The organism is Lentzea sp. JNUCC 0626, from assembly GCF_043632865.1.
Lineage (GTDB): Bacteria > Actinomycetota > Actinomycetes > Mycobacteriales > Pseudonocardiaceae > Lentzea.
In genome coordinates, this window is the sequence record NZ_CP171635.1 from 3,457,112 (window position 1) to 3,478,977 (window position 21,866).

General features: G+C 71.8%; 1 pseudogene. It reads right to left on the reverse strand.

Annotated elements, in window-relative coordinates:
* Window positions 1-251 precede the first annotated feature (251 nt).
* A pseudogene (locus tag JNUCC0626_RS14805) lies at window positions 252-21,824 on the reverse strand (type I polyketide synthase); the annotation flags it as partial.
* Window positions 21,825-21,866 lie beyond the last annotated feature (42 nt).

Genomic DNA, 21,866 nt, shown 5'->3' on the forward strand with positions numbered 1-21,866 from the left:
TCGCTACTGGACACTAGGTGATTTCCGGCGCAGATAACGACATGCGTAAAACCGAAGGCCCCCGCCCGACGCTGCGGAGAAACTCCAGTTCACGAACCGATTCTGTCCGTGCGCCCAATCACCCTCAACCCCTAACCGGCCCCTACGCTCCCCCAGCGGAAATATCTAATAAAAGACCCAGTAGAAATGCCGCTACCCCCTCTCGGAACAGGTCCGGGAGGGGGTAGCGGGGGTCGATCCGAGTGGTGCGGCTACCTGCCGAGCTCCTCGTTGATCAGCGCGAACAGGTCGTCGTCCGAGGCGTCGTCGAGGCTCGCCGCCGCCTCACCCTTGGCCGAGCCCCACTGCGAGACCAGCGCCTGGAGCTTGATGGTGATCTTCGTCCGGGTAAGGGTGTCGGGCGTCGCACTGGCGAGCACGGCCTCCAGCCGGTCCAGCTCGTCGAGCACCGGCACCGTCGCGCCGCCGACCACGAGCTGGGAGTGCAGGAACTTCGCCAAGTGTTCGGCGCTGGGGTGGTCGAACACCAGCGTCGCGGGCAGCTTCAGGCCCGTGGCGGCGGTGAGGTTGTTGCGCAGCTCGACCGCGGTCAGCGAGTCGAAGCCCAGCTCCTGGAACGCCCGGTCCTTCGCGACCGCGTCGGCCGAGTCGTGGCCGAGCACCGCCGCGACCCTCGTCCGCACCAGGTCGACCAGCACCGCGTGCTGCTCCGGCTCGGACAGGGCGGCCAGCTGGGCGCTCAGCCCGGACTCGGTCTCGACGACCTCGTCCTCGGCCAGCGCCTTCTCCACCTCCGGCAGGTCGCCGAGCAGTGGGCTGGTGCGGGCCATCGTGAACGCGGGCGCGAACTTCTCCCACTCGACGTTCACCACGGTCACCGTCGGCCTGCTGGAGCGGATGGCCCGTTCCAGCGCGGCCAGCGTCAGCGCGGGCGGCATCGCGATCAGGCCACGACGGCGCAGGTGCTCCTCGGTGTCCCCGACCGTGGCCATGCCGGCCTCGGCCCACGGGCCCCACGACACGGACGTCGCGACCAGGCCACGAGCCCGCCTGGACGCAGCCAGACCGTCGAGGAACGCGCTGGCCGCCGAGTACGCGGACTGGCCACCACTGCCCCACGTGCCGGCGATCGAGGAGAACACGACGAACGCGTCCAGCTCACCCAGCAGTTCGTCCAGCACGACCGCACCGGACACCTTCGCCGCCAGCACGTCCTCGAACGTCCCGAGGTCGTGGTCGTCGATGGCCTGGTAGTGGTCGGCACCCGCCGCGTGCACCACGGCGTTCGGCGGGAACTCGGTGACCAGACCGCTCACCGCGTCCCGGTCGGACACGTCGCACGCGGCGATCGTGACCCGCGCGCCGAGTTCTTCCAGCTCCGCCTGGAGCTCTGCCGCACCCGGCGCGGCCAGACCGCGTCGGGACGTCAGCACCAGATGCTCGGCACCGTTCTCGGCCAGCCAGCGGGCGACCCGGCCACCGAGCGCACCGGTACCACCGGTGACCAGGACCGTGCCGCGCGGCGACCAGTCGGACAGCTTCTCCGTCTGCGGCGCGTGCACCAGCCTGCGGCCGAACACACCCGAGGCCCTGACCGCGACCTGGTCCTCACCGCCCGCCAGCACACCCGCGATCCGGTCGAACGCGCGGTCGTCGAGCGTCTCGGGCAGGTCGACCAGGCCACCCCAGCGTTCGGGGTGCTCCAGCGCGGCCACGTACCCGGCGCCCCAGATCGTCGACTGGGCCGGGTCCACCAGACCGTCGGACTTGCCGGTCGACACCGCACCACGCGTCGCGACCCACAGCGGGGCCTCGACACCGGCGTCACCCAGTGCCTGCACGGCCAGCACGACGGACGTGACCTCGGTGGACAGCGCGAGCACACCGGCCACCGGTCCGTCCACGACGGCCTTCTCGAACGCCGTGGCCAGCGCGGCCCGGTCGTCCGCCCACGCCACCGACACGACCTCCACGCCGCGGGCTTCGAGCCCGGCGAGCAGCGGGTGCGCGGTGTCGCCCGGCACGACCGCGAGCCAACGGCCCTCGGCGCGCACCTTGTTCTGCGGCAGGGACTTCCACTCGACGTGGTAGCGCCAGCCGTCCATCGTGGCCTGCTCGTTGTGCTTGCGGCGCCACTGCGCCAGCGCGGGCAGCACCTCGCCGAGCGGCTGGCTCAGGTCGATCCCGGCGTCGAGCGACGCCAGGTCCTCGCTGTCGACCGCGGCCCAGAAGCGGGCGTCGATCTCCGCCACCTCGGCGGACGCCGAGCTGGTCGGCCACGGCTGCGAGTCGAGCCAGAGGTGCTGGTGCTGGAACGGGTACGTGGGCAGGTCGACGCGCCGCACCCCGGTGCCCGCGAAGAACTTCGCCCAGTCGACCGCGACGCCCCGCGCGTGGAGCCGGCCGACGGCCTGCACCAGCGTGGTGACCTCGGAACGGTCCTTGCGCTGCCCGGCCACGAGCACGGCGTCCGTGACGCTCTCGGCGCCCATCGCGGTCAGCACGCCGTCCGGGCCCAGCTCCAGGAACGTCCGCACGCCCGACGACTCCAGGGTGGTCACGGTGTCGGCGAACCGCACCGCGTCCCGCACGTGCCGCACCCAGTACTCCGGGTCCGTCACGTCGCCCAGCATCGGAATCTTCGGAGCGTTGAACGTCAGCCCGCCGACCACCTCGCGGAAGTCGTCGAGCATCGGCTCCATCAACGGCGAGTGGAACGCGTGCGAAACGCTGAGCCGCTTGGACTTCCGGTCCGCGAACTGCGCGACGACCTGCTGCACAGCGGCTTCCTCACCAGCGACGACCACGGCGTTCGGTCCGTTGATCGCCGCGATCGACACCAGGTCGGTGAGGTGAAGCGTGACCTCGTCCTCGGTGGCCTGCAACGCGACCATCGCGCCGCCCTCGGGCAGGGCCTGCATCAACTTGCCCCGCTCCCCCACCAGCTTCGCGGCGTCGGCCAGCGAAAGCACGCCGGAAACGTGGGCCGCCGCGATCTCGCCGATCGAGTGGCCGCCGAGGAAGTCCGGCCGCACACCCCACGACTCGACGAGCCGGTAGAGCGCGACCTCCATCGCGAAGATCGCGGGCTGGGTGAACTCGGTGCGGTCCAGCTCGTCGTCGCGGACGTCCACCAGCGCGGCGATCTCGTCGAACGCCTTGGCGTACAACGGGAACGCCTCGTACAGCTCGCGGCCCATGCCAGAACGCTGGCTGCCCTGCCCCGTGAAGAGGATCGCGAGCCTGCCCTCGGCCACGACGTCCCCGGTCTCGACGCCGTCAAGCGCACGAACGAGACCGTCGGTGTCCGCGGCCACGACCACCGCGCGGTGGCTGAACCCGGACCTGGTGGTGGCCAGCGAGAACGCGACGTCCGCCGGGTTCGCACCGGACGCCAGGTGCTCGCGCAGCTGCTGAGCCTGCTCGCGCAACGCCTGCTCGCCGCGGGCGGCGACGATCATCGGGATGACCGGGAGCTCCCGGTCCTTGGCGGGCACCACGACGTCGGTGACGGGTGCCTGCTCGATGATGGCGTGCGCGTTGGTGCCGCTCATGCCGAACGAGGAGATCGCCGCGCGCCGCGGGCGGCCCGTCTCGGGCCACGCCTTGGCCTGCGTGAGCAGCTCCACGGACCCGGAGGTCCAGTCGATCTGCGGCGACGGCTCGTCCACGTGCAGCGTCTGCGGCGCAAGGCCGTGCTGCAACGCCAGCACCGTCTTGATGACGCCGGCGACACCGGACGCGGCCTGGGCGTGGCCGATGTTGGACTTCAGCGAGCCGAGCAGCAGGGGGCGTTCGCGGTCCTGGCCGTAGGTGGACAGGATCGCCTGCGCCTCGATCGGGTCGCCGAGCTTGGTGCCGGTGCCGTGCGCCTCGACCAGATCGACGTCCGAAGTGGACAGACCAGCGGCCGCCAGCGCCTGCCGGATCACGCGTTGCTGCGACGGGCCGTTGGGCGCGGTGAGGCCGTTGGACGCACCGTCCTGGTTCACCGCGGAACCGCGGATCACCGCGAGCACCTGGTGACCGTTGCGCTGGGCGTCGGAGAGCCGCTCGACCACGAGCATGCCGACACCTTCACCCCACGCCGTGCCGTCCGCCGCCGCGGCGAAGGACTTGCACGTGCCGTCGACCGAGAGGCCGCGCTGGCGGGAGAAGTCGATGAACGCACCCGGCGTCGACATCATCGACGCGCCACCGGCCAGCGCCAGTTCGCACTCACCGGCCCGCAACGCCTGCACCGCGAGGTGAATCGCCACGAGCGACGCCGAGCACGCGGTGTCGACCGTGACCGCCGGGCCTTCCAGCCCGAACGTGTAGGACAGGCGGCCGGAGACGACACTGGCCGCGAGTCCGGTGCCGAGGTAGCCCTCGATGCCGGCCGGCAGCTCGTAGGTCTGCATCGCGTAGTCCTGGCCGTTCGTGCCGGTGAAGACACCGGTCCTGCTGCCGCGCAACGACTCGGGGTCGATGCCGGCCCGTTCCATGGCCTCCCACGACGTCTCCAGCAGCATGCGCTGCTGCGGGTCCATCGCCAGTGCCTCGCGCGGGTTGATCCCGAAGAACGCCGGGTCGAACTCACCCGCGTCGTGCAGGAACCCGCCGCGCGTCACGTAGGTCGTGCCCTCGTGGTCGGGGTCCGGGTCGTACAGGCCCTCCACGTCCCAGCCGCGGTTGGTCGGGAAGTCCGAGATCGCGTCGCGACCGGACGTGACCAGCTCCCACAGCTGTTCCGGCGTCTCGATGCCGCCGGGCAGTCGCAGACCCATGCCGACGATGGCGATCGGCTCGTCGAACCCGGCGCGGGTCGCGGTCTGCACGACCACGTCCTCGCGGCCGCCGACCAGCTCCTCGCGCAGGAACGCGGCGAGCGTGGCCAGATTCGGGTAGTCGAACACCAGCGTGGCGGGCAGGCGCAACCCAGTGACGTCGTTCAGCTTGCCGCGCAGCTCCACGGCGGTCAGCGAGTCGAAACCCAGTTCCCGGAACGCGGTGCCGAGCTCGATCGCGTGCGGCGCGGCGTAGCCGAGCACGTCAGCGACCTCGACCCGGACGAGTTCGACGAGAGCGGACAGCTGGTCGGCCTCGGGCAGGCCGGTGAGCCTGGCCGCGAGCGGCGAGTCGCTCACCGCGGTCTCGGCCACCGGCTCCAGCGCCTTCGCCACCTCCGGCAGCGACCCGAGCAGCGGGCTCGGCCGTGCGGCGGTGAACGCCGGGGCGAACCGCGCCCAGTCGACGTCGGCGACGACCACGGTGGGCTCGCCGAGTCCGACGGCCCGGCGCAGCGCCGGGATCGCGGTCTCCGGCGTCAGGGCGAACAAACCCCTGCGCCGCAGTGCTTCGCGGCCCTCCTCGGTCATCGCGCCCTCGGCCCACGGGCCCCAGGCGATCGACGTGGCGGCCAGCCCGGCGGCGTGCCGGCGTTCGGCCAGCGCGTCCAGGTAGGCGTCCGACGCGGCGTACGCACCCTGGCGGCCGGAGCCCCAGACGCCCGCGGTGGACGAGAACAGCACGAACGCGTCGACCTCGCCGACCAGTGCGTCCAGGTTCGCCGCGCCTTCGACGCGGGCGGCCATGACGTAGGCCAGTTCCTCGAGATCGGTGTCCGCCACCGGGTTGTCCTGACCGGCGCCCGCCAGGTGCACCACCGCGTTCGGCGGGTACTCGGCGACGACGGCGGCCAGCGCGTCGCGGTCGGTCACGTCGCACGCGACGACCGTGGCGCCCGGCACCTCGCCGCCGCTGCGGCCGATCACGACCACCTTCTCCGCCCCGGCCTCGGTGAGCCAGGCGGTGAGGTGGCGGCCGATGGCGCCCGTGCCGCCGGTGACGAGCACCGTGCCGCGCGGGGTCCAGTCGGTACCCGCGCCGGCCGGAGCCGTCACGAGCCGGCGGGCGTAGACGGCCGAGCCGCGCACGGCGACCTGGTCCTCCGTGCCCGCGAGGAGCGCGGCGATCCGGTCCAGTGCCCGGACGTCCACCGTCTCCGGCAGGTCGATCAGCCCGCCCCAGTTCTCCGGCTGCTCCAGCGCGACCACGCGACCGAGGCCCCAGACCTGGGCGGCCAGCGGGTCGGCGACGGCGTCGGCGGGGCCGGTGGCGACCGCGCCTCGGGTGGCGACCCAGATCTTGGCGTCGCCGTGGGACTTCACGAGCTCCAGCGTCTCGGCGACGTCGTTGCTCACGACGAGCACGCCGTCGAACGGGCCTTCCTCGACCACGTCGACACCGCGCTCGGCCAGACCGGCCGCGAGCTCCGGGTCGGTGACCAGCCAGCGGCCGGACGCGATGGCCGTGCCCGTCTGGACGGACCGCCAGTCGATCCGGTAGCGGCCGCGGTCGTCGGCCTGGGCGACCGGCTCGCCGTCGACCAGCCAGTAGCGGTCCCGCTGGAACGCGTAGGTCGGCAGGTCGACGCGCTGAGCGCCCGACTTCGCGAAGTACGCGGCCCAGTCGACCCGGACACCCCGCACGTGCACGGCGCCGAGCGCCTTCACCAGCGTGGTGACCTCGTCGCGGTCCTTGCGCAGCGCGCTGACCAGCACCGCGTCCGTAACGCTCTCGGCGCCCATCGCGGTGAGCACGCCGTCGGGGCCCAGCTCCAGGAACGTCCGGACGCCACGGCCTTCCAGCGTCGTGACGGTCTCGGCGAACCGGACCGTGCCGCGCACGTGGCGCACCCAGTACTCCGGGTCCGTCACCTCGCCCAGCATCGGAATCTTCGGAGCGTTGAACGTGAGCTGTCCGACGACCTCGCGGAAGTCGTCCAGCATCGGGTCCATCAACGGCGAGTGGAAAGCGTGCGAAACCGTGAGGCGCTTGGACTTCCGGTCGCCGAACTGCGCGACCACCTGCTGCACAGCCTCTTCGTCACCCGCGACGACCACGGCGTTGGGGCCGTTGATCGCGGCGATCGACACCAGGTCGGTGAGGTGAGGCGTGACCTCGTCCTCGGTGGCCTGCAACGCAACCATCGCGCCACCGGCCGGAAGGGCCTGCATCAACCGGCCACGAGCGGCGACCAGCTTGGCGGCGTCTTCCAGCGACAGCACCCCGGCCACGTGGGCCGCGGCGATCTCGCCGATGGAGTGCCCGGCCAGGAAGTCCGGCCGCACACCCCACGCCTCGACGGTCCGGAACAGCGCCACCTCGATCGCGAACAACGCGGGCTGCGTGTACTCCGTGCGGTCGAGCGCTTCGGCGTCACCGAACACGACCTCGCGCAACGGCCGGTCGAGCAGACCGTCGAGCTGCGCACACACCGCGTCGAACGCATCCGCGAACACCGGGAACGCTTCGTACAGCTCACGCCCCATGCCGACCCGCTGGCTGCCCTGTCCGGTGAACAGGAACGCCAGTGGCGCGTCGATCAGGGTGCTGCCCGAACCGCCCCGGCTCGCCGCCGAGAGGGCCTCGATCGCCGCGCCGCGGTCCTCCGCGGCGACGACCAGCCGGTGCGCCAGAGAGGCGCGGGTGGTGGCCAGCGAGTAGGCCACGTCCACGGTGTCCACATCGGACTGGAGGAGCAGATCCGTCAGCCTGGAGGCCTGCTCCGCCAACGCGGCCGCGGTCTTCGCCGACACCACGAACGGCACGACCGGCGGGGCGACCCGCGCGGCGGCCGGGACCTCGGCGAACGGTGCCTGCTCGATGATCGTGTGCGCGTTCGTGCCGCTGACGCCGAACGACGACACCGCGGCCCGGCGCGGACGCCCGGTCTCCGGCCACGCCACCTGCGACCTCACCAGCTGGACCGCACCGGCCGCCCAGTCGATCGCGGGCGACGGCTCGTCCACGTGCAGCGTCTTCGGCACCAGGCCGTGCCGCATGGCCATGACCATCTTGATGATGCCGCCGACACCGGCCGCGGCCTGGGTGTGACCGATGTTCGACTTGACCGAACCCAGCAGCAGCGGGGTCTCCCGGTCCTGGCCGTAGGTGGCGAGAAGTGCCTGAGCCTCGATCGGGTCGCCCAACGACGTGCCCGTGCCGTGCGCCTCGACCACGTCGACGTCCGAAGTGGACAGACCGGCGCTGGCGAGTGCCTTGCGGATCACCCGCTGCTGCGCCGGACCGTTCGGGGCGGTCAGACCGTTGGACGCACCGTCCTGGTTGATCGCGGAACCCCGCACCACGGCGAGGATCTCGTGGCCGTTGCGCTGGGCGTCCGACAGCCGCTCGACGAGCAGCATGCCGACACCCTCACCCCAGCCCGTGCCGTCGGCGGCGGCCGCGAACGACTTGCAGCGACCGTCGACCGCGAGCCCGCGCTGACGCGAGAAGTCGATGAACGTGCCCGGCGTGGACATGATCGTGACACCACCGGCCAGCGCCAGATCGCACTCGCCGGACCGCAGCGACTGCACCGCCATGTGCAGCGCCACCAGCGAAGACGAGCACGCGGTGTCGACGGTGACGGCCGGGCCCTCCAGCCCGAACGTGTAGGAGATGCGGCCGGACGCGATCGCGGCCGCGTTGCCAGTGCCGAGGTGACCCTCGACGCCCTCCGGGATCTCTTCCAGCAACGCCAGGTAGTCCTGACCGTTGCTGCCCACGAACACACCGGTCTGGCTGCCGCGCACCACCGCGGGGTCGATCCCGGCGCGTTCGAAGGCCTCCCACGAGGTCTCCAGCAGCAAGCGCTGCTGCGGGTCCATCGCGGTCGCCTCACGCGGCGAGATCCCGAAGAACGTCGGGTCGAACTTGGCCGCGTCGTGCAGGAACGCACCCTCGCGGGCGTAGGACGTGCCCTGGTGGTCGGGGTCGGGGTGGTACAGGTTCGCCAGGTCCCAGCCCCGGTCGGTCGGGAACCCGCTGATTGCGTCCTCGCCGGCCAGGACCATCCGCCACAGGTCCTCCGGGGACGCCACGTCGCCCGCGTACCGGCAGCTCATCGCGACGATGGCGATCGGCTCGTCGTTGTTCGCCGCGACGGTCGAGACCTCGGCGACCTGCGTTGCCGCACCGAGGAGTTCGGTGCGCAGGTGGCCTGCCAGTGTGACGGCGTTCGGGTAGTCGAACACCAGGGTCGCCGGCAGCTTCAAGCCCGTCGCCGTGGTCAGCGTGTTGCGCAGCTCGACCGCCGTGAGCGAGTCGAAGCCCAGCTCCTGGAACGCCCTGTCCTTCTCGACCGCGTCGACCGAGGAGTGGCCGAGCACGGAGGAGACCTGCGTGCGGACCAGGTCCACCAGCAACGAGTGCTGCTCCTGCTCGGAGAGCGCCACCAGGCTGCGGGCCAGCTCCGAGTCCGCCTCGGTGCCGCCCTCGTCGGCCAGCGCGGCACGCACCTCCGGCAGGTCGGAGATGAACGGGCTCGGGCGGGCCAGCGTGAACGCGGGCGTGAACTTCTCCCACTCCATGTTCACGACGGTCACGGTCGGCTCGCCGGAGCGGATCGCCCGCTGCAGCGCGGCGAGCGTCATGGCGGGCGGCATCGAGATCAGGCCGCGCTTGCGCAGGTGCTCCTCGGTGTCGCCGACCGTCGCCATGCCGGCCTCGGCCCACGGACCCCACGAGACGGAGGTCGCGACCAGGCCGCGAGCACGGCGCGACTCGGCCAGACCGTCCAGGAACGCGCTGGCCGCCGAGTACGCGGCCTGCCCACCGGAACCCCAGGTACCGGCGATCGACGAGAACACGACGAACGCGTCCAGCTCGCCCAGCACCTCGTCCAGCAGCACGGCACCGGACACCTTGGCCCGCAGCACGTCCTCGAACGTCGGCAGGTCGTGGTCCGCCAGGGCCATCGTGTGGTCGGCACCGGCGGCGTGCACCACGGCGTTCGGCGGGAACTCCGTGACGAGGCTGGTCACCGCGTCGCGGTCCGCCACGTCGCACGCGGCGATCGTGACGCGCGCACCGAGTTCTTCCAGCTCTGTCTGGAGTTCCGCCGCACCCGGCGCGGCCAGACCGCGTCGGGACGTCAGCACCAGGTGCTCAGCGCCGTTCTCCGCCAGCCAGCGGGCAACGCGGCCACCCAGCGCACCGGTACCACCGGTGACGAGGACCGTGCCGCGCGGCGACCAGTCGGACAGCTTGTCGCCCAACGGGGCGTGCACCAGTCGGCGACCGAAGACGCCGGAGGCGCGGACCGCGACCTGGTCCTCCAGTCCGTTGAGGACACTCACGAGCCGGTCCAGCACCCGTGCGTCGAGCGTCTCGGGCAGGTCGACGAGGCCACCCCAGCGTTCGGGGTGCTCCAGGCCGACCACGTAACCCATGCCCCATATGCCGGTCTGCGCCGGGTCGACCACGCCGTCGGACCGGCCGGTCGACACCGCGCCGCGCGTCGCGATCCAGAGCGGCGCCGCGACACCCGCGTCGCCGAGCGCCTGCACGACCTCGACGGACGCGGTGAGCCCGGTGAGCGCCAGCACGCCTTCGAACTGGCCGAGTTCGGCGAACGCCGCGTTCAGCGTGGCGCGGTCGGCGCTCGCGACCGTGACGACCTCAGCACCGCGAGCCGCCAGCCCGGCGGTGATCTCCTCTGCCGCAAAGCCTTCCGGCACCACGACCGCCCAGCGGCCCGTCAACGTCGACGCGCCCAGGTCGGTCAGCGGCAGCCAGGAGGCGCGGTAACGCCAGCTGTCGATCTTGTTGTTGGCCCGGCGGGCCTTGCGCCAGGACGACAGCGCGGGCAGGACCACGCCCAGCTCGTCCTCGTCCAGCGCGAGGGTGCTGCCGACCAGGCTGAAGTCCTCCCGTTCGACGGCCTCCCAGAACTTGAGCTCGGCGGAGTCCGCACCGCCTTCGAGGGCGGGGAACCCGGTCGACTCCAGCCAGAACTTCTGCCGCTGGAACGCGTAGGTCGGCAGGTCGACGCGGCGGGCGCCGGTACCGGCGAAGAACGCGTCCCAGTCGACCCGCACACCGGCGGTGTGCAGGGCGCCGAGCGCGGTGGTGACGCCGAGGACCTCGGACCGGTCCTTGCGCAGGGCAGGGATCACCGGCACCTCGGCCATCGCGGCCAGCACGGCGTCCGGGCCCAGTTCGAGGAACGTTCGCACCCCCTCGTCGGCGAGGGTCTGCACGGCGTCGGCGAACCGGACGGCGTTGCGGACGTGGCTCACCCAGTACTCCGGGTCCGTCACCTCGCCCAGCATCGCGATCTTGGGCTCGTTGAACGTCAACTCCGAGACCACGGCCCGGAAGTCGTCGAGCATCGGGTCCATCAACGGCGAGTGGAACGCGTGCGAGACGGCCAGTCGCTTGGACTTGCGGTCCGCGAACTGCGCGACGACCTGCTCGACGGCGGCTTCCTCACCGGCGACGACCACGGCGTCGGGCCCGTTGACGGCCGCGAGCGAGACCAGGTCACCCAGGTGTGGCGTGACCTCGGCCTCGTTGGCCTGCAACGCGATCATCGCGCCGCCCTCGGGCAGTGCCTGCATCAGGCGGGCCCGAGCACTGATCAACGTGGCAGCGTCTTCGAGCGACAGCACACCGGAGACGTGCGCGGCCGCGATCTCACCGATCGAGTGGCCCGCAAGGTAGTCCGGACGGACACCCCACGACTCGACCAGGCGGTAGAGCGCGACCTCGAGTGCGAAGATCGCGGGCTGGGTGAACTCCGTGCGGTCCAGTTCCTCGTCCCGCACGTCAACCAACGCCGCGACCTCGTCAAAAGCCTTGGCATACACGGGGAACGCGTCGTACAGCTCGCGACCCATGCCGACCCGCTGGCTGCCCTGCCCGGTGAAGAGGAAGGCCAGCTTGCCGTCGGCCGTCGTGCCGAGCCCGTGCCCGGCGGCGACGGCGGTGAGGCCGCGGACCAGGTCGTCGTGGTCGGCGGCGACTACGGCCGCCCGGTGCGGCATCGGGGTGCGCAGCAGGGCGGAGTGCGCGACGTCGGTCAGCGACCACGCCTCGTCCACGCCCGCGAGCAGCGCCGCCGCCTGGCCCTTCAGCGCCTCGGCGGACTTCGCCGACAGCACGACCGGAACCATCGGCACGGTCCGGGTCGCCTCGACGGTCGCGGTCTGCACCGGCGGGGCCTGCTCGACGATCAGGTGGGCGTTGGTGCCGCTCATGCCGAACGCCGAGACGGCCGCGCGGCGCGGACGGCCGGTCTCCGGCCAGTCCTGGTTCTCCGTCAGCAGCTCCACCGAGCCGGAGGTCCAGTCGATGTGCGGCGACGGCTCGTCGACGTGCAGTGTCTTCGGCAGCACGCCGTTCCGCAGCGCCATCACCATCTTGATGACACCGGAGACACCGGCGGCGGCCTGCGTGTGACCGATGTTGGACTTCAGCGAACCCAGGTACAACGGGACGTCACGGTCCCGGCCGTAGGTCGAGAGCAGCGCCTGCGCCTCGATCGGGTCACCGAGCTTGGTGCCGGTGCCGTGCGCCTCGACCAGGTCGACGTCCGAAGTGGACAGACCGGCGTTGGCCAGCGCCTGGCGGATGACTCGCTGCTGCGACGGGCCGTTGGGCGCGGTGAGGCCGTTGGACGCGCCGTCCTGGTTCACGGCGGAGCCGCGGATGACCGCGAGCACCTGGTGCCCGTTGGCCTGCGCGTCCGACAGCCGCTCGACGAGCAGGATGCCGACGCCCTCGCCCCAGCCGGTGCCGTCGGCGGCGGCCGCGAAGGACTTGCAGCGACCGTCGACCGCGAGACCGCGCTGACGGGAGAAGTCGATGAACGCGCCCGGCGTCGACATCATCGACGCACCACCGGCCAGCGCCAGATCACACTCACCGGCCCGCAGTGCCTGCACCGCAAGGTGAATCGCCACCAACGACGCCGAGCACGCGGTGTCGACCGTGACCGCCGGACCTTCCAGGCCAAGCGCGTAAGAGATGCGGCCCGACACGACACTGGCCGCGACACCCGTACCGAGGTAACCCTCGATGCCCGGCGGCAGCTCAAAGGTCGCCGCCGCGTAGTCCTGCCCGTTCGTACCGGTGAACACACCGGTCCGGCTGCCACGCAACGATTCCGGGTCGATGCCGGCCCGCTCGACGGCCTCCCACGACGTCTCCAGCAGCATGCGCTGCTGCGGGTCCATCGCCAGCGCTTCACGCGGGTTGATCCCGAAGAAGCCGGCGTCGAACTCACCGGCCTGGTAGAGGAACCCGCCTTCGCGGGCGTACGAGGTGCCCTCGTGGTCGGGGTCCGGGTCGTACAGGTTCTCGAGGTCCCAGCCTCGGTCCGTGGGCCAGCCGCCGACGGCGTCGCTGCCGGTGGACACCAGGCGCCACAGGTCTTCCGGCGTCCAGACGTCACCGGGCAGGCGGCAGCCCATGCCCACGATGGCGATCGGCTCGTCGGACAGCAAGCCCTGCGCGGCGACGATCGCGCCGTCGGCCTCGGTGCCGAGGAGCTCGTCGCGCAGGTGCGTGGCCAGCGTGGCCAGGTTGGGGTAGTCGAACACGAGGGTGGCGGGCAGCCGGAGTCCGGTGGCCTCGGCCAGCCTGGTGCGCAGTTCGACGGCGGTCAGCGAGTCGAAGCCCAGGTCGCGGAAGGCGAGACCGGGTTCGATCGAGTCCGCGGACGCGTAGCCGAGCACGGCGGCGACCTCGGTGAGCACCAGGTCGACCAGGGTCGATTCCTGTTCGGCCGCAGAGAGTCCGCGCAGGCGCACGACCAGTTCGGACGCCGCCGCGTCGTCCTCGGTCGCGGGCTTGAGCGCGGCCACGACCTCGGGCAGGTCGCCGAGCAGCGGGCTCGGCCGGGTCGCGGTGAACGCCGGGGCGAACCGCGCCCAGTCGACGTCCGCCACGACGAGCGAGGTCAGCTTCCAGGCCAGGGCGTTGCGCAACGCGGTGAGGGCCGTCTTGGGGGCCAGGGGCATGACACCCTGACGCCGCAACAGGTCCGCCCACTCGACGTTCGAGGTGGCCCAGGGGCCCCACGAGATCGACAGGGCGGCGAGGCCACGGGCGCGGCGGGACTCGGCCAGCGCGTCCAGGAACGCGTCACCGGCCGCGTAACCGCACTGGCGGCCCGCACCCCACACGCCGGAGGTCGACGAGAACAGCACGAACGCGTCCACGTCGCCGACCAGCTCGTCCAGCAGCCTGGCGCCCTCGACGCGGGCCGAGCGGACCTCGTCGAGCAGCGCGGCGTCGGTGTCGGCGAGCGCGCTGTCCTGGCCGATGCCGGCCAGGTGCAGCACGGAGTTCGGCGCGAACTCCTCGACCAGCGCGGACATCGCGGCCCGGTCGGTCACGTCGCACGCGACGATGGTGACCCGGTCGCCGAGCTCGGCCTGGAGAGCGGCCGCACCGGGCGCGTCCTCGCCACGACGTGACGTCAGCACGAGGTGTTCGGCGCCCTCGGCGGCGAGCCAGCGGGCGACGTGCCCGCCGAGCGTGCCGGTGCCACCGGTGACGAGCACGGTGCCGCGCGGCGCCCACGTGCCGGCCTCGACGGAAGCGTGCTTGAGACGACGGACGTAGATCCCGTTGTCACGGATGGAAACCTGGTCTTCGGCGCCGGTGAGCACGGTGGCGAGCCGATCGAGCGCCGGGCCGTCGAGCACGTCGGGCAGGTCGGGCAGGTCGATCAGGCCACCCCAGCGGTCGGGGTGCTCCAGCGCGGCGACCCGGCCGAAGCCCCAGACCTGCGCGGCGTCCGGAGTGGACTCCGCGCCGCGGGTGACGCACCACAGCGGTGCGGTCGTGCGCTGCACCAGCAGCAGCGCCGACTCGACGCCCGCCGCCGAGAGGACACCGTCGAACTCCTCGTTCGGCAGGTCAGCCACGTCGTCGATCGCAACGACGTGGACGCCTCGGTCGGCGAGTCCGGTCGCGATCTCCGCGTCCCCGACGACGAGCCAGCGGCCGTAGGCCATGGCGGTGCCGGGATTGACGGCCTGCTGCCACGCGACGCGGTAGGCCGAGGTGTCCTTGGCCTTCGCGGGCGTGACGTCGAACCAGAAGCGTTCGCGCTGGAACGCGTAGGTGGGCAGGTCGACGCGCTGCGCGCCGGTGCCCTCGTAGAACGCCGCCCAGTCGACCGCGACACCGCGGTTGTGCAGGACGCCGAGGGCCCGCAGGATCGTCGGCACCTCGTCGCGGTCCTTGCGCAGCGCGCTGACCAGCACCGCGTCCGTGACGCTCTCGGCACCCATCGCGGTGAGCACGCCGTCCGGGCCCAGCTCCACGAAGGTCCGGACGCCCCGACCCTCCAGGGTGGTGACGGCCTCGGCGAACCGGACCGTGCCGCGGACGTGGCTCACCCAGTACTCCGGGTCCGTCACGTCACCGAGCATCGCGATCCTCGGCGCGCTGAACGTCAGCTTCGAGACCACGGCCCGGAAGTCGTCGAGCATCGGCTCCATCAACGGCGAATGGAACGCATGCGACACGCTGAGCCGCTTGGACTTCCGGTCCGCGAACTGCGCGACAACCTGCTGCACAGCCTCTTCGTCACCAGCGACGACCACGGACGAGGGCCCGTTGATCGCGGCCAGCGACACCAGGTCATTGAGATGAGGCGTGACCTCGTCCTCGGTGGCCTGCAAAGCCACCATCGCGCCGCCAGTCGGCAGCGCCTGCATCAGACGGCCACGCGCGGCAACCAGCTTGGCAGCGTCTTCCAGCGACAGCACCCCGGCCACGTGAGCCGCGGCGATCTCACCGATCGAGTGCCCGGCCAGGAAGTCCGGCTTGATGCCCCACGCCTGCAAGGTCCGGAACAACGCGACCTCGATCGCGAAGATCGCGGGCTGCGTGTAGCCGGTCTGGTCGAGCGCTTCGGCGTCACCGAACACGACCTCGCGCAACGGGCGGTCCAGCAGACCGTCGAGCTGAGCGCAAACGGCGTCGAACGCGTCCGCGAACGCCGGGAAGGCTTCGTAGAGCTCGCGACCCATGCCGAGGCGCTGGCTGCCCTGCCCGGTGAAGAGGAAGGCCGTGCGGCCCTCACCCGGCATGCCGCGCTCACCGCGACCGGCGGCCACGTCGGCCAGACCGGCGAGCAGCTCGGAGTGGTCGCGGGCGACCACGGTCGCGCGGTGCTCCAGCTGAGCGCGGGAGGTGGCGAGCGAGAAGGCGAGGTCGGTCAGGTCGGCACCGTCCACACCGGACTGGAGCCGGGCGGCCTGCGCCCGCAGTGCGGCGGCGGTCCGGCCGGACAGCACGACCGGCACGGCGGGCAGCGGCGTGCGCTCGACCTGCGAGACCTCGACCGCGGGCGCCTGCTCGATCACGGCGTGCGCGTTGGTGCCGCTGAACCCGAACGACGACACGGCGGCCCGGCGCGGACGCCCGGTCGCAGGCCACTCGACGGGCGAGGTCACCAGTTCGACCGCACCGGCCGACCAGTCGACCTGCGCCGACGGCTCGTCGACGTGCAGCGTCTGCGGCACCAGGCCGTGCTGCATCGCCATGACCATCTTGATCACGCCGCCGACGCCGGACGCCGACTGCGTGTGGCCGATGTTGGACTTCAGCGAACCGAGCAGCAGCGGGCGTTCGCGGTCCTGGCCGTAGGTCGACAGGATCGCCTGCGCCTCGATCGGGTCACCCAGAGCGGTACCCGTGCCGTGCGCCTCGACGACGTCCACTTCGGACGGTGCGAGGCCGGCGTTGCCGAGCGCGTGCCGGATGACCCGCTGCTGGGACGGGCCGTTCGGCGCGGTGAGCCCGTTGGACGCGCCGTCCTGGTTGACCGCGGTGCCGCGGACGACCGCCAGCACCTGGTGGCCGTTGCGCTGCGCGTCGGACAGCCGCTCGACGAGCAGCATGCCGACGCCCTCGCCCCAGCCGGTGCCGTCGGCCGCGTCGGCGAACGCCTTGCAGCGCCCGTCGACCGCGAGGCCGCGCTGGCGGGAGAAGTCGATGAACGTGCCGGGCGTCGCCATCACCGTGACACCACCGGCGAGCGCCAGGTCGCAGTCACCGGCGCGCAACGCCTGCACGGCGAGGTGCAGCGCCACCAACGACGAGGAGCACGCGGTGTCGACCGTGACGGCCGGCCCTTCGAGGCCGAACGTGTAGGACACGCGACCGGACACGATGCTGGCCGCGTTGCCGGTGCCGAGGTGGCCTTCGAGGCCGTCCGGCACCTCCTCCAGCAGCTGGAGGTAGTCGTGGTTGTTGGTACCGGCGAACACACCGGTCCGGCTGCCGCGCAACGAGTTCGGGTCGATCCCGGCGCGTTCGAAGGCTTCCCACGAGGTCTCCAGCAGCAGTCGCTGCTGCGGGTCCATCGCGGTCGCCTCGCGCGGCGAGATCCCGAAGAACGTGGGGTCGAACATCGGCGCGTCGTGCAGGAAGCCGCCCTCGCGGGCGTAGGAGGTGCCCTGGCGAGTGGGATCGGGGTCGTACAACGCCTCCAGGTCCCAGCCGCGGTCGGTCGGCATGCCGGAGACCGCGTCGGTGCCGGTGGCGACGAGCTTCCACAGGTCCTCCGGCGACATGACATCACCGGCGTAGCGGCAGCTCATCGCGACGATGGCGATGGGCTCGCCGTCGTGCGAGGAGACCGTGGTGGCCTCGGTTTCGGTCTGCGCGCCAACGAGTTCGGCGTGCAGGAACGCGGCCAGCACGGCGGCGTTCGGGTAGTCGAACACCAGCGTCGCGGGCAGCCGCAGACCGGTGTCGGCGGTGAGCCGGTTGCGCAGGTCGACCGCGGTGAGCGAGTCGAAGCCCAGTTCGCGGAACGCGCGCCCGGTCTCGATCGCGTCGGCCGACGAGTACGCCAGCACGGCCGCGGTGTGCGTGCGGACCAGCTCGACCACGGCGTCGCGCTGCTCGGACTCGGTGAGCCCGGCCAGCTTGCGCACCAGCTCGGAATCGCCGGTGGCAGGCGCGGGCGCGTCGGCTTCGAGCGCCGCGCGGACCTCGGGGAGATCACCGATCAACGGGCTCGGGCGGGCCATCGTGAACGCGGGCGTGAACTTCGCCCAGTCCATGTCGACCACGGTCACGGCCGTTTCGCCGGAGCGGATCGCCCGTTCCAGCGCGGTGATCGCGAGTTCCGGCGCCATCGAGGTGAGACCGCGCTTGCGCAGGTGCTCCTCGGTGTCGCCGACCGTCGCCATGCCGCTCTCGGCCCACGGGCCCCACGACACCGACGTCGCGACCAGGCCGCGGGCCCGGCGCGACTCGGCCAGACCGTCGAGGAACGCGCTGGCCGCCGAGTACGCGGCCTGTCCGCCGGAACCCCAGGTACCGGCGATCGACGAGAACACCACGAACGCGCTCACGTCGCCGAGCAGCTCGTCCAGGTGGACGGCGCCGGAAACCTTGCCGCGCAACACCTCGTCGAACTCGGCGAGGCCGTGGTCCTCGATCGCCATCAGGTAGTCGGCGCCCGCCGCGTGCACCACGGCGTCCGGCGGGTACTCGGCGAGCAGGGCGGCGACCGCGTCGCGGTCCGCCACGTCGCACGCGACGATCGAGACCCGAGCGCCGAGTTCTTCCAGCTCCGCCTGGAGTTCGGCCGCGCCGGGCGCGTCCGGACCTCGACGGGAGGTCAGGACTAGATGGTCACAGCCAGAACCAGCAAGCCAGCGAGCTACACGCCCACCCAGTGACCCGGTACCACCAGTGACGATGGTCGTGCCGTTCGGCGTCCATTCCGATCCCTCCGAAGTCAGCGGGGCGTGACCGAGCCTGCGGCCGAAGACACCGGAACCGCGCACGGCGACCTGGTCCTCGGTTCCGGCCAGCACGGCCGCGAAGCGGTCCAGCGCCCGCTTGTCCAGCACCTCCGGCAGGTCCACGACGCCGCCCCAGCGGTCGGCGTGCTCCAGACCCACCACGTAGCCGATGCCCCACACCTGGGTCTGCGCCGGGTCGACCACGCCGTCGGACCGGCCGGTCGACACCGCGCCGCGGGTCGTGACCCACAGCGGGGCCGTGATCTCCGCGTCGCCCAGGGCCTGCACCACGACGAGCGTCGAGGTCGCGGGCTCCGTCAGGGCCACCAGCGACAGCACCCCGTCGACCGCGCCGACGTCCCGCAGCGTCGCGGCGAGGGTCTCCCGGTCGGCGTCGTAGGCGACCCGAACGACCTCGACGCCGCGCTCGGTCAGGCCGGCGGCGATCTCGTCGTGGCCGGTGCCGAGCACCAGCCATCGTCCCGACGCCGTGGCGGCGCCGAGGTTCGTCAGCGGCAGCCACGAGACGCGGTAGCGCCACGCGTCCACCTTGTTGCTCGTCCTGCTCTTGCGCCGCCACTCGGCGAGCGCCTCCAGCGCGTCCTGCCCGAGCGACAGCGAGTCGCCCAGCGACTCCAGGTCGCCGCTCTCCACCGCGGCCCAGAACTCGGAGTCCTCGCCACCACCGGTGGCGGCCGCGCTCGACGAGCCCACCTCTAGCCAGAAGTGCTCGCGCTGGAACGGGTAGGTCGGCAGGGCCACCGGCCGCGCGTGCACGAAGAACGCCGACCAGTCGACCTTCACCCCGCGCACGTGCAGCTCGGCGACCGCGCGGACGATCGTGGCGACCTCGTCACGACCCTTGCGCTGCCCCGCCACCAGCACGGCCTCGGTGACGGACTCCTGGCCCATCGCGGTCAGCACGCCGTCAGGGCCGATCTCCAGGAACGTCCGCACGCCCTGGGCCTCCAGGGAGGTCACGGCATCGGCGAACCGCACCGCATCCCGCACGTGGCGCACCCAGTACTCGGGGTTCGTCACGTCACCGAGCATTGCGATCTTCGGCGCGCTGAACGTCAGCTTCGACACCACAGCGCGGAAGTCGTCCAGCATCGGGTCCATCAACGGCGAGTGGAAAGCATGCGACACGCTGAGGCGCTTCGACTTCCGGTCCGCGAACTGCGCGACAACCTGCTCGACCGCGGCCTCGTCACCCGCGACCACGACCGACTGCGGGCCGTTGATCGCGGCGATCGACACCAGCTCGGTGAGGTGAGGCGTGACCTCTTCTTCGGTGGCCTGCAAAGCCACCATCGCGCCACCCTCGGGCAGCGCCTGCATCAGACGAGCCCGAGCACTGATCAACGTCGCCGCGTCTTCCAGCGACAACACACCGGCCACGTGGGCTGCGGCGATCTCGCCGATCGAGTGGCCCGCCAGGAAGTCCGGACGGACACCCCACGACTCGACCAGCCGGTACAGAGCCACTTCCAGCGCGAAGATCGCAGGCTGCGTGAACTCCGTGCGGTCCAGTTCCTCGTCCCGCACGTCAACCAACGCGGCAACCTCGTCAAACGCCTTGGCGTACAACGGGAACGCGTAGTACAGCTCACGACCCATGCCGGCGCGCTGGCTGCCCTGACCGGTGAACAGGAAGGCCGTGCGGCCCTCGACCGTCCGGCCGGACACGACGTGCTCGGCGCGCTCTCCACCGGCCAATGCGGCGACACCGGTCTCGACGTCACCGAGGACGACGGCGCGGTGCTCGAACGGCGTGCGGGTGGTGGCCAGCGAGAAACCGACGTCCACCGGGTCGCCGCCGACGCTCTGCAGCCCGGCGGCCTGGGCGCGCAACGCCTCCGCGGTGCGCGCGGACAGCACCCACGGCAGCACGCCGACGTTCCGCGGCGACTCGCGAGTGTCCTCTTCGGACTCGGGGGCCTGCTCGATGATCGTGTGCGCGTTGGTGCCGCTGACCCCGAACGAGGACACGGCGCCACGGCGCGGCCGGCCGGTCTCGGGCCAGGCCTGTTCCCGCACGAGCAGTTCGACGTCACCCGCCTCCCAGTCGACCTGCGGGGTCGGCTCGGTGACGTGCAACGTGCGCGGGGCGATGCCGTGCCGGATGGCCATGACCATCTTGATCACGCCACCGACACCGGCGGCGGCCTGCGAGTGGCCGATGTTGGACTTCAGCGAGCCCAGCAGCAACGGGCGTTCTCGGTCCTGGCCGTAGGTCGAGAGGATCGCCTGCGCCTCGATCGGGTCACCGAGCCGGGTGCCGGTGCCGTGCGCCTCGACGACGTCCACCTCGGACGGCGTGAGCTTCGCACCGGAGAGCGCCTGGCGGATGACCCGCTGCTGCGCCGGGCCGTTCGGGGCGGTGAGACCGTTGGACGCGCCGTCCTGGTTGATCGCGGATCCGCGCACCACGGCGAGGATCTGGTGACCGTTGCGCTGGGCGTCGGAAAGCCTCTCCAGCAACAGGACGCCGGCGCCCTCGGACCAGCCGGTGCCGTCGGCGGAGGCGGAGAACGCCTTGCAGCGCCCGTCTCCCGACAGGCCGCCCTGCTTGTCGAACTCGGCGAACACCGAGGGGTTCGCCATGACCATGACGCCACCGGCGAGCGCCAGCGAGCACTCGCCGTTGCGCAGCGCCTGCGCCGCGAGGTGGATGGCGACCAGCGAGGAGGAGCACGCCGTGTCGATGGTGACCGCGGGGCCCTCGAAGCCGAGCGTGTAGGCGACCCGGCCGGACATCACGCTGGGCGTGCTGCCGGTCAGCAGGTGGCCTTCGAGGCCTTCGGGCACCTCCTCGAGGCCGGTGCCGTAGCCGGTGGCGCTGCCGCCGACGAACACACCGGTGTGGCTGCCGCGCAACGACCTCGGGTCGATGCCCGCCCGTTCCACGGCCTCCCACGAGGTCTCCAGCAGCAGGCGCTGCTGGGGGTCCATGGCCAGGGCCTCGCGCGGCGAGATGCCGAAGAAGGCCGGGTCGAACTCGGCGGCGTCGTGCAGGAACCCGCCGCCGCTGACGCCGAACGTCAGGTCGTCGTCGAGCCAGCCTCGGTCGGCGGGCAACGCCGAGATGGCGTCGCCACCGGTGGACACCAGGTGCCACAGGTCTTCCGGCGAGCTGACGCCGCCGGGGTACCGGCAGCTCATCGACACGATCGCGATGGGTTCGCGGGCCGCGGCCGCGAGTTGCTGGTTCTGCTTGCGCAGGCGCTCGGTCTCCTTCAGAGACGCCCGCAGTGCCGCAACGACCTTATCGTTGGACGAGGTGGTCATCTTTTCGCTCCGCACTTCGGGCTG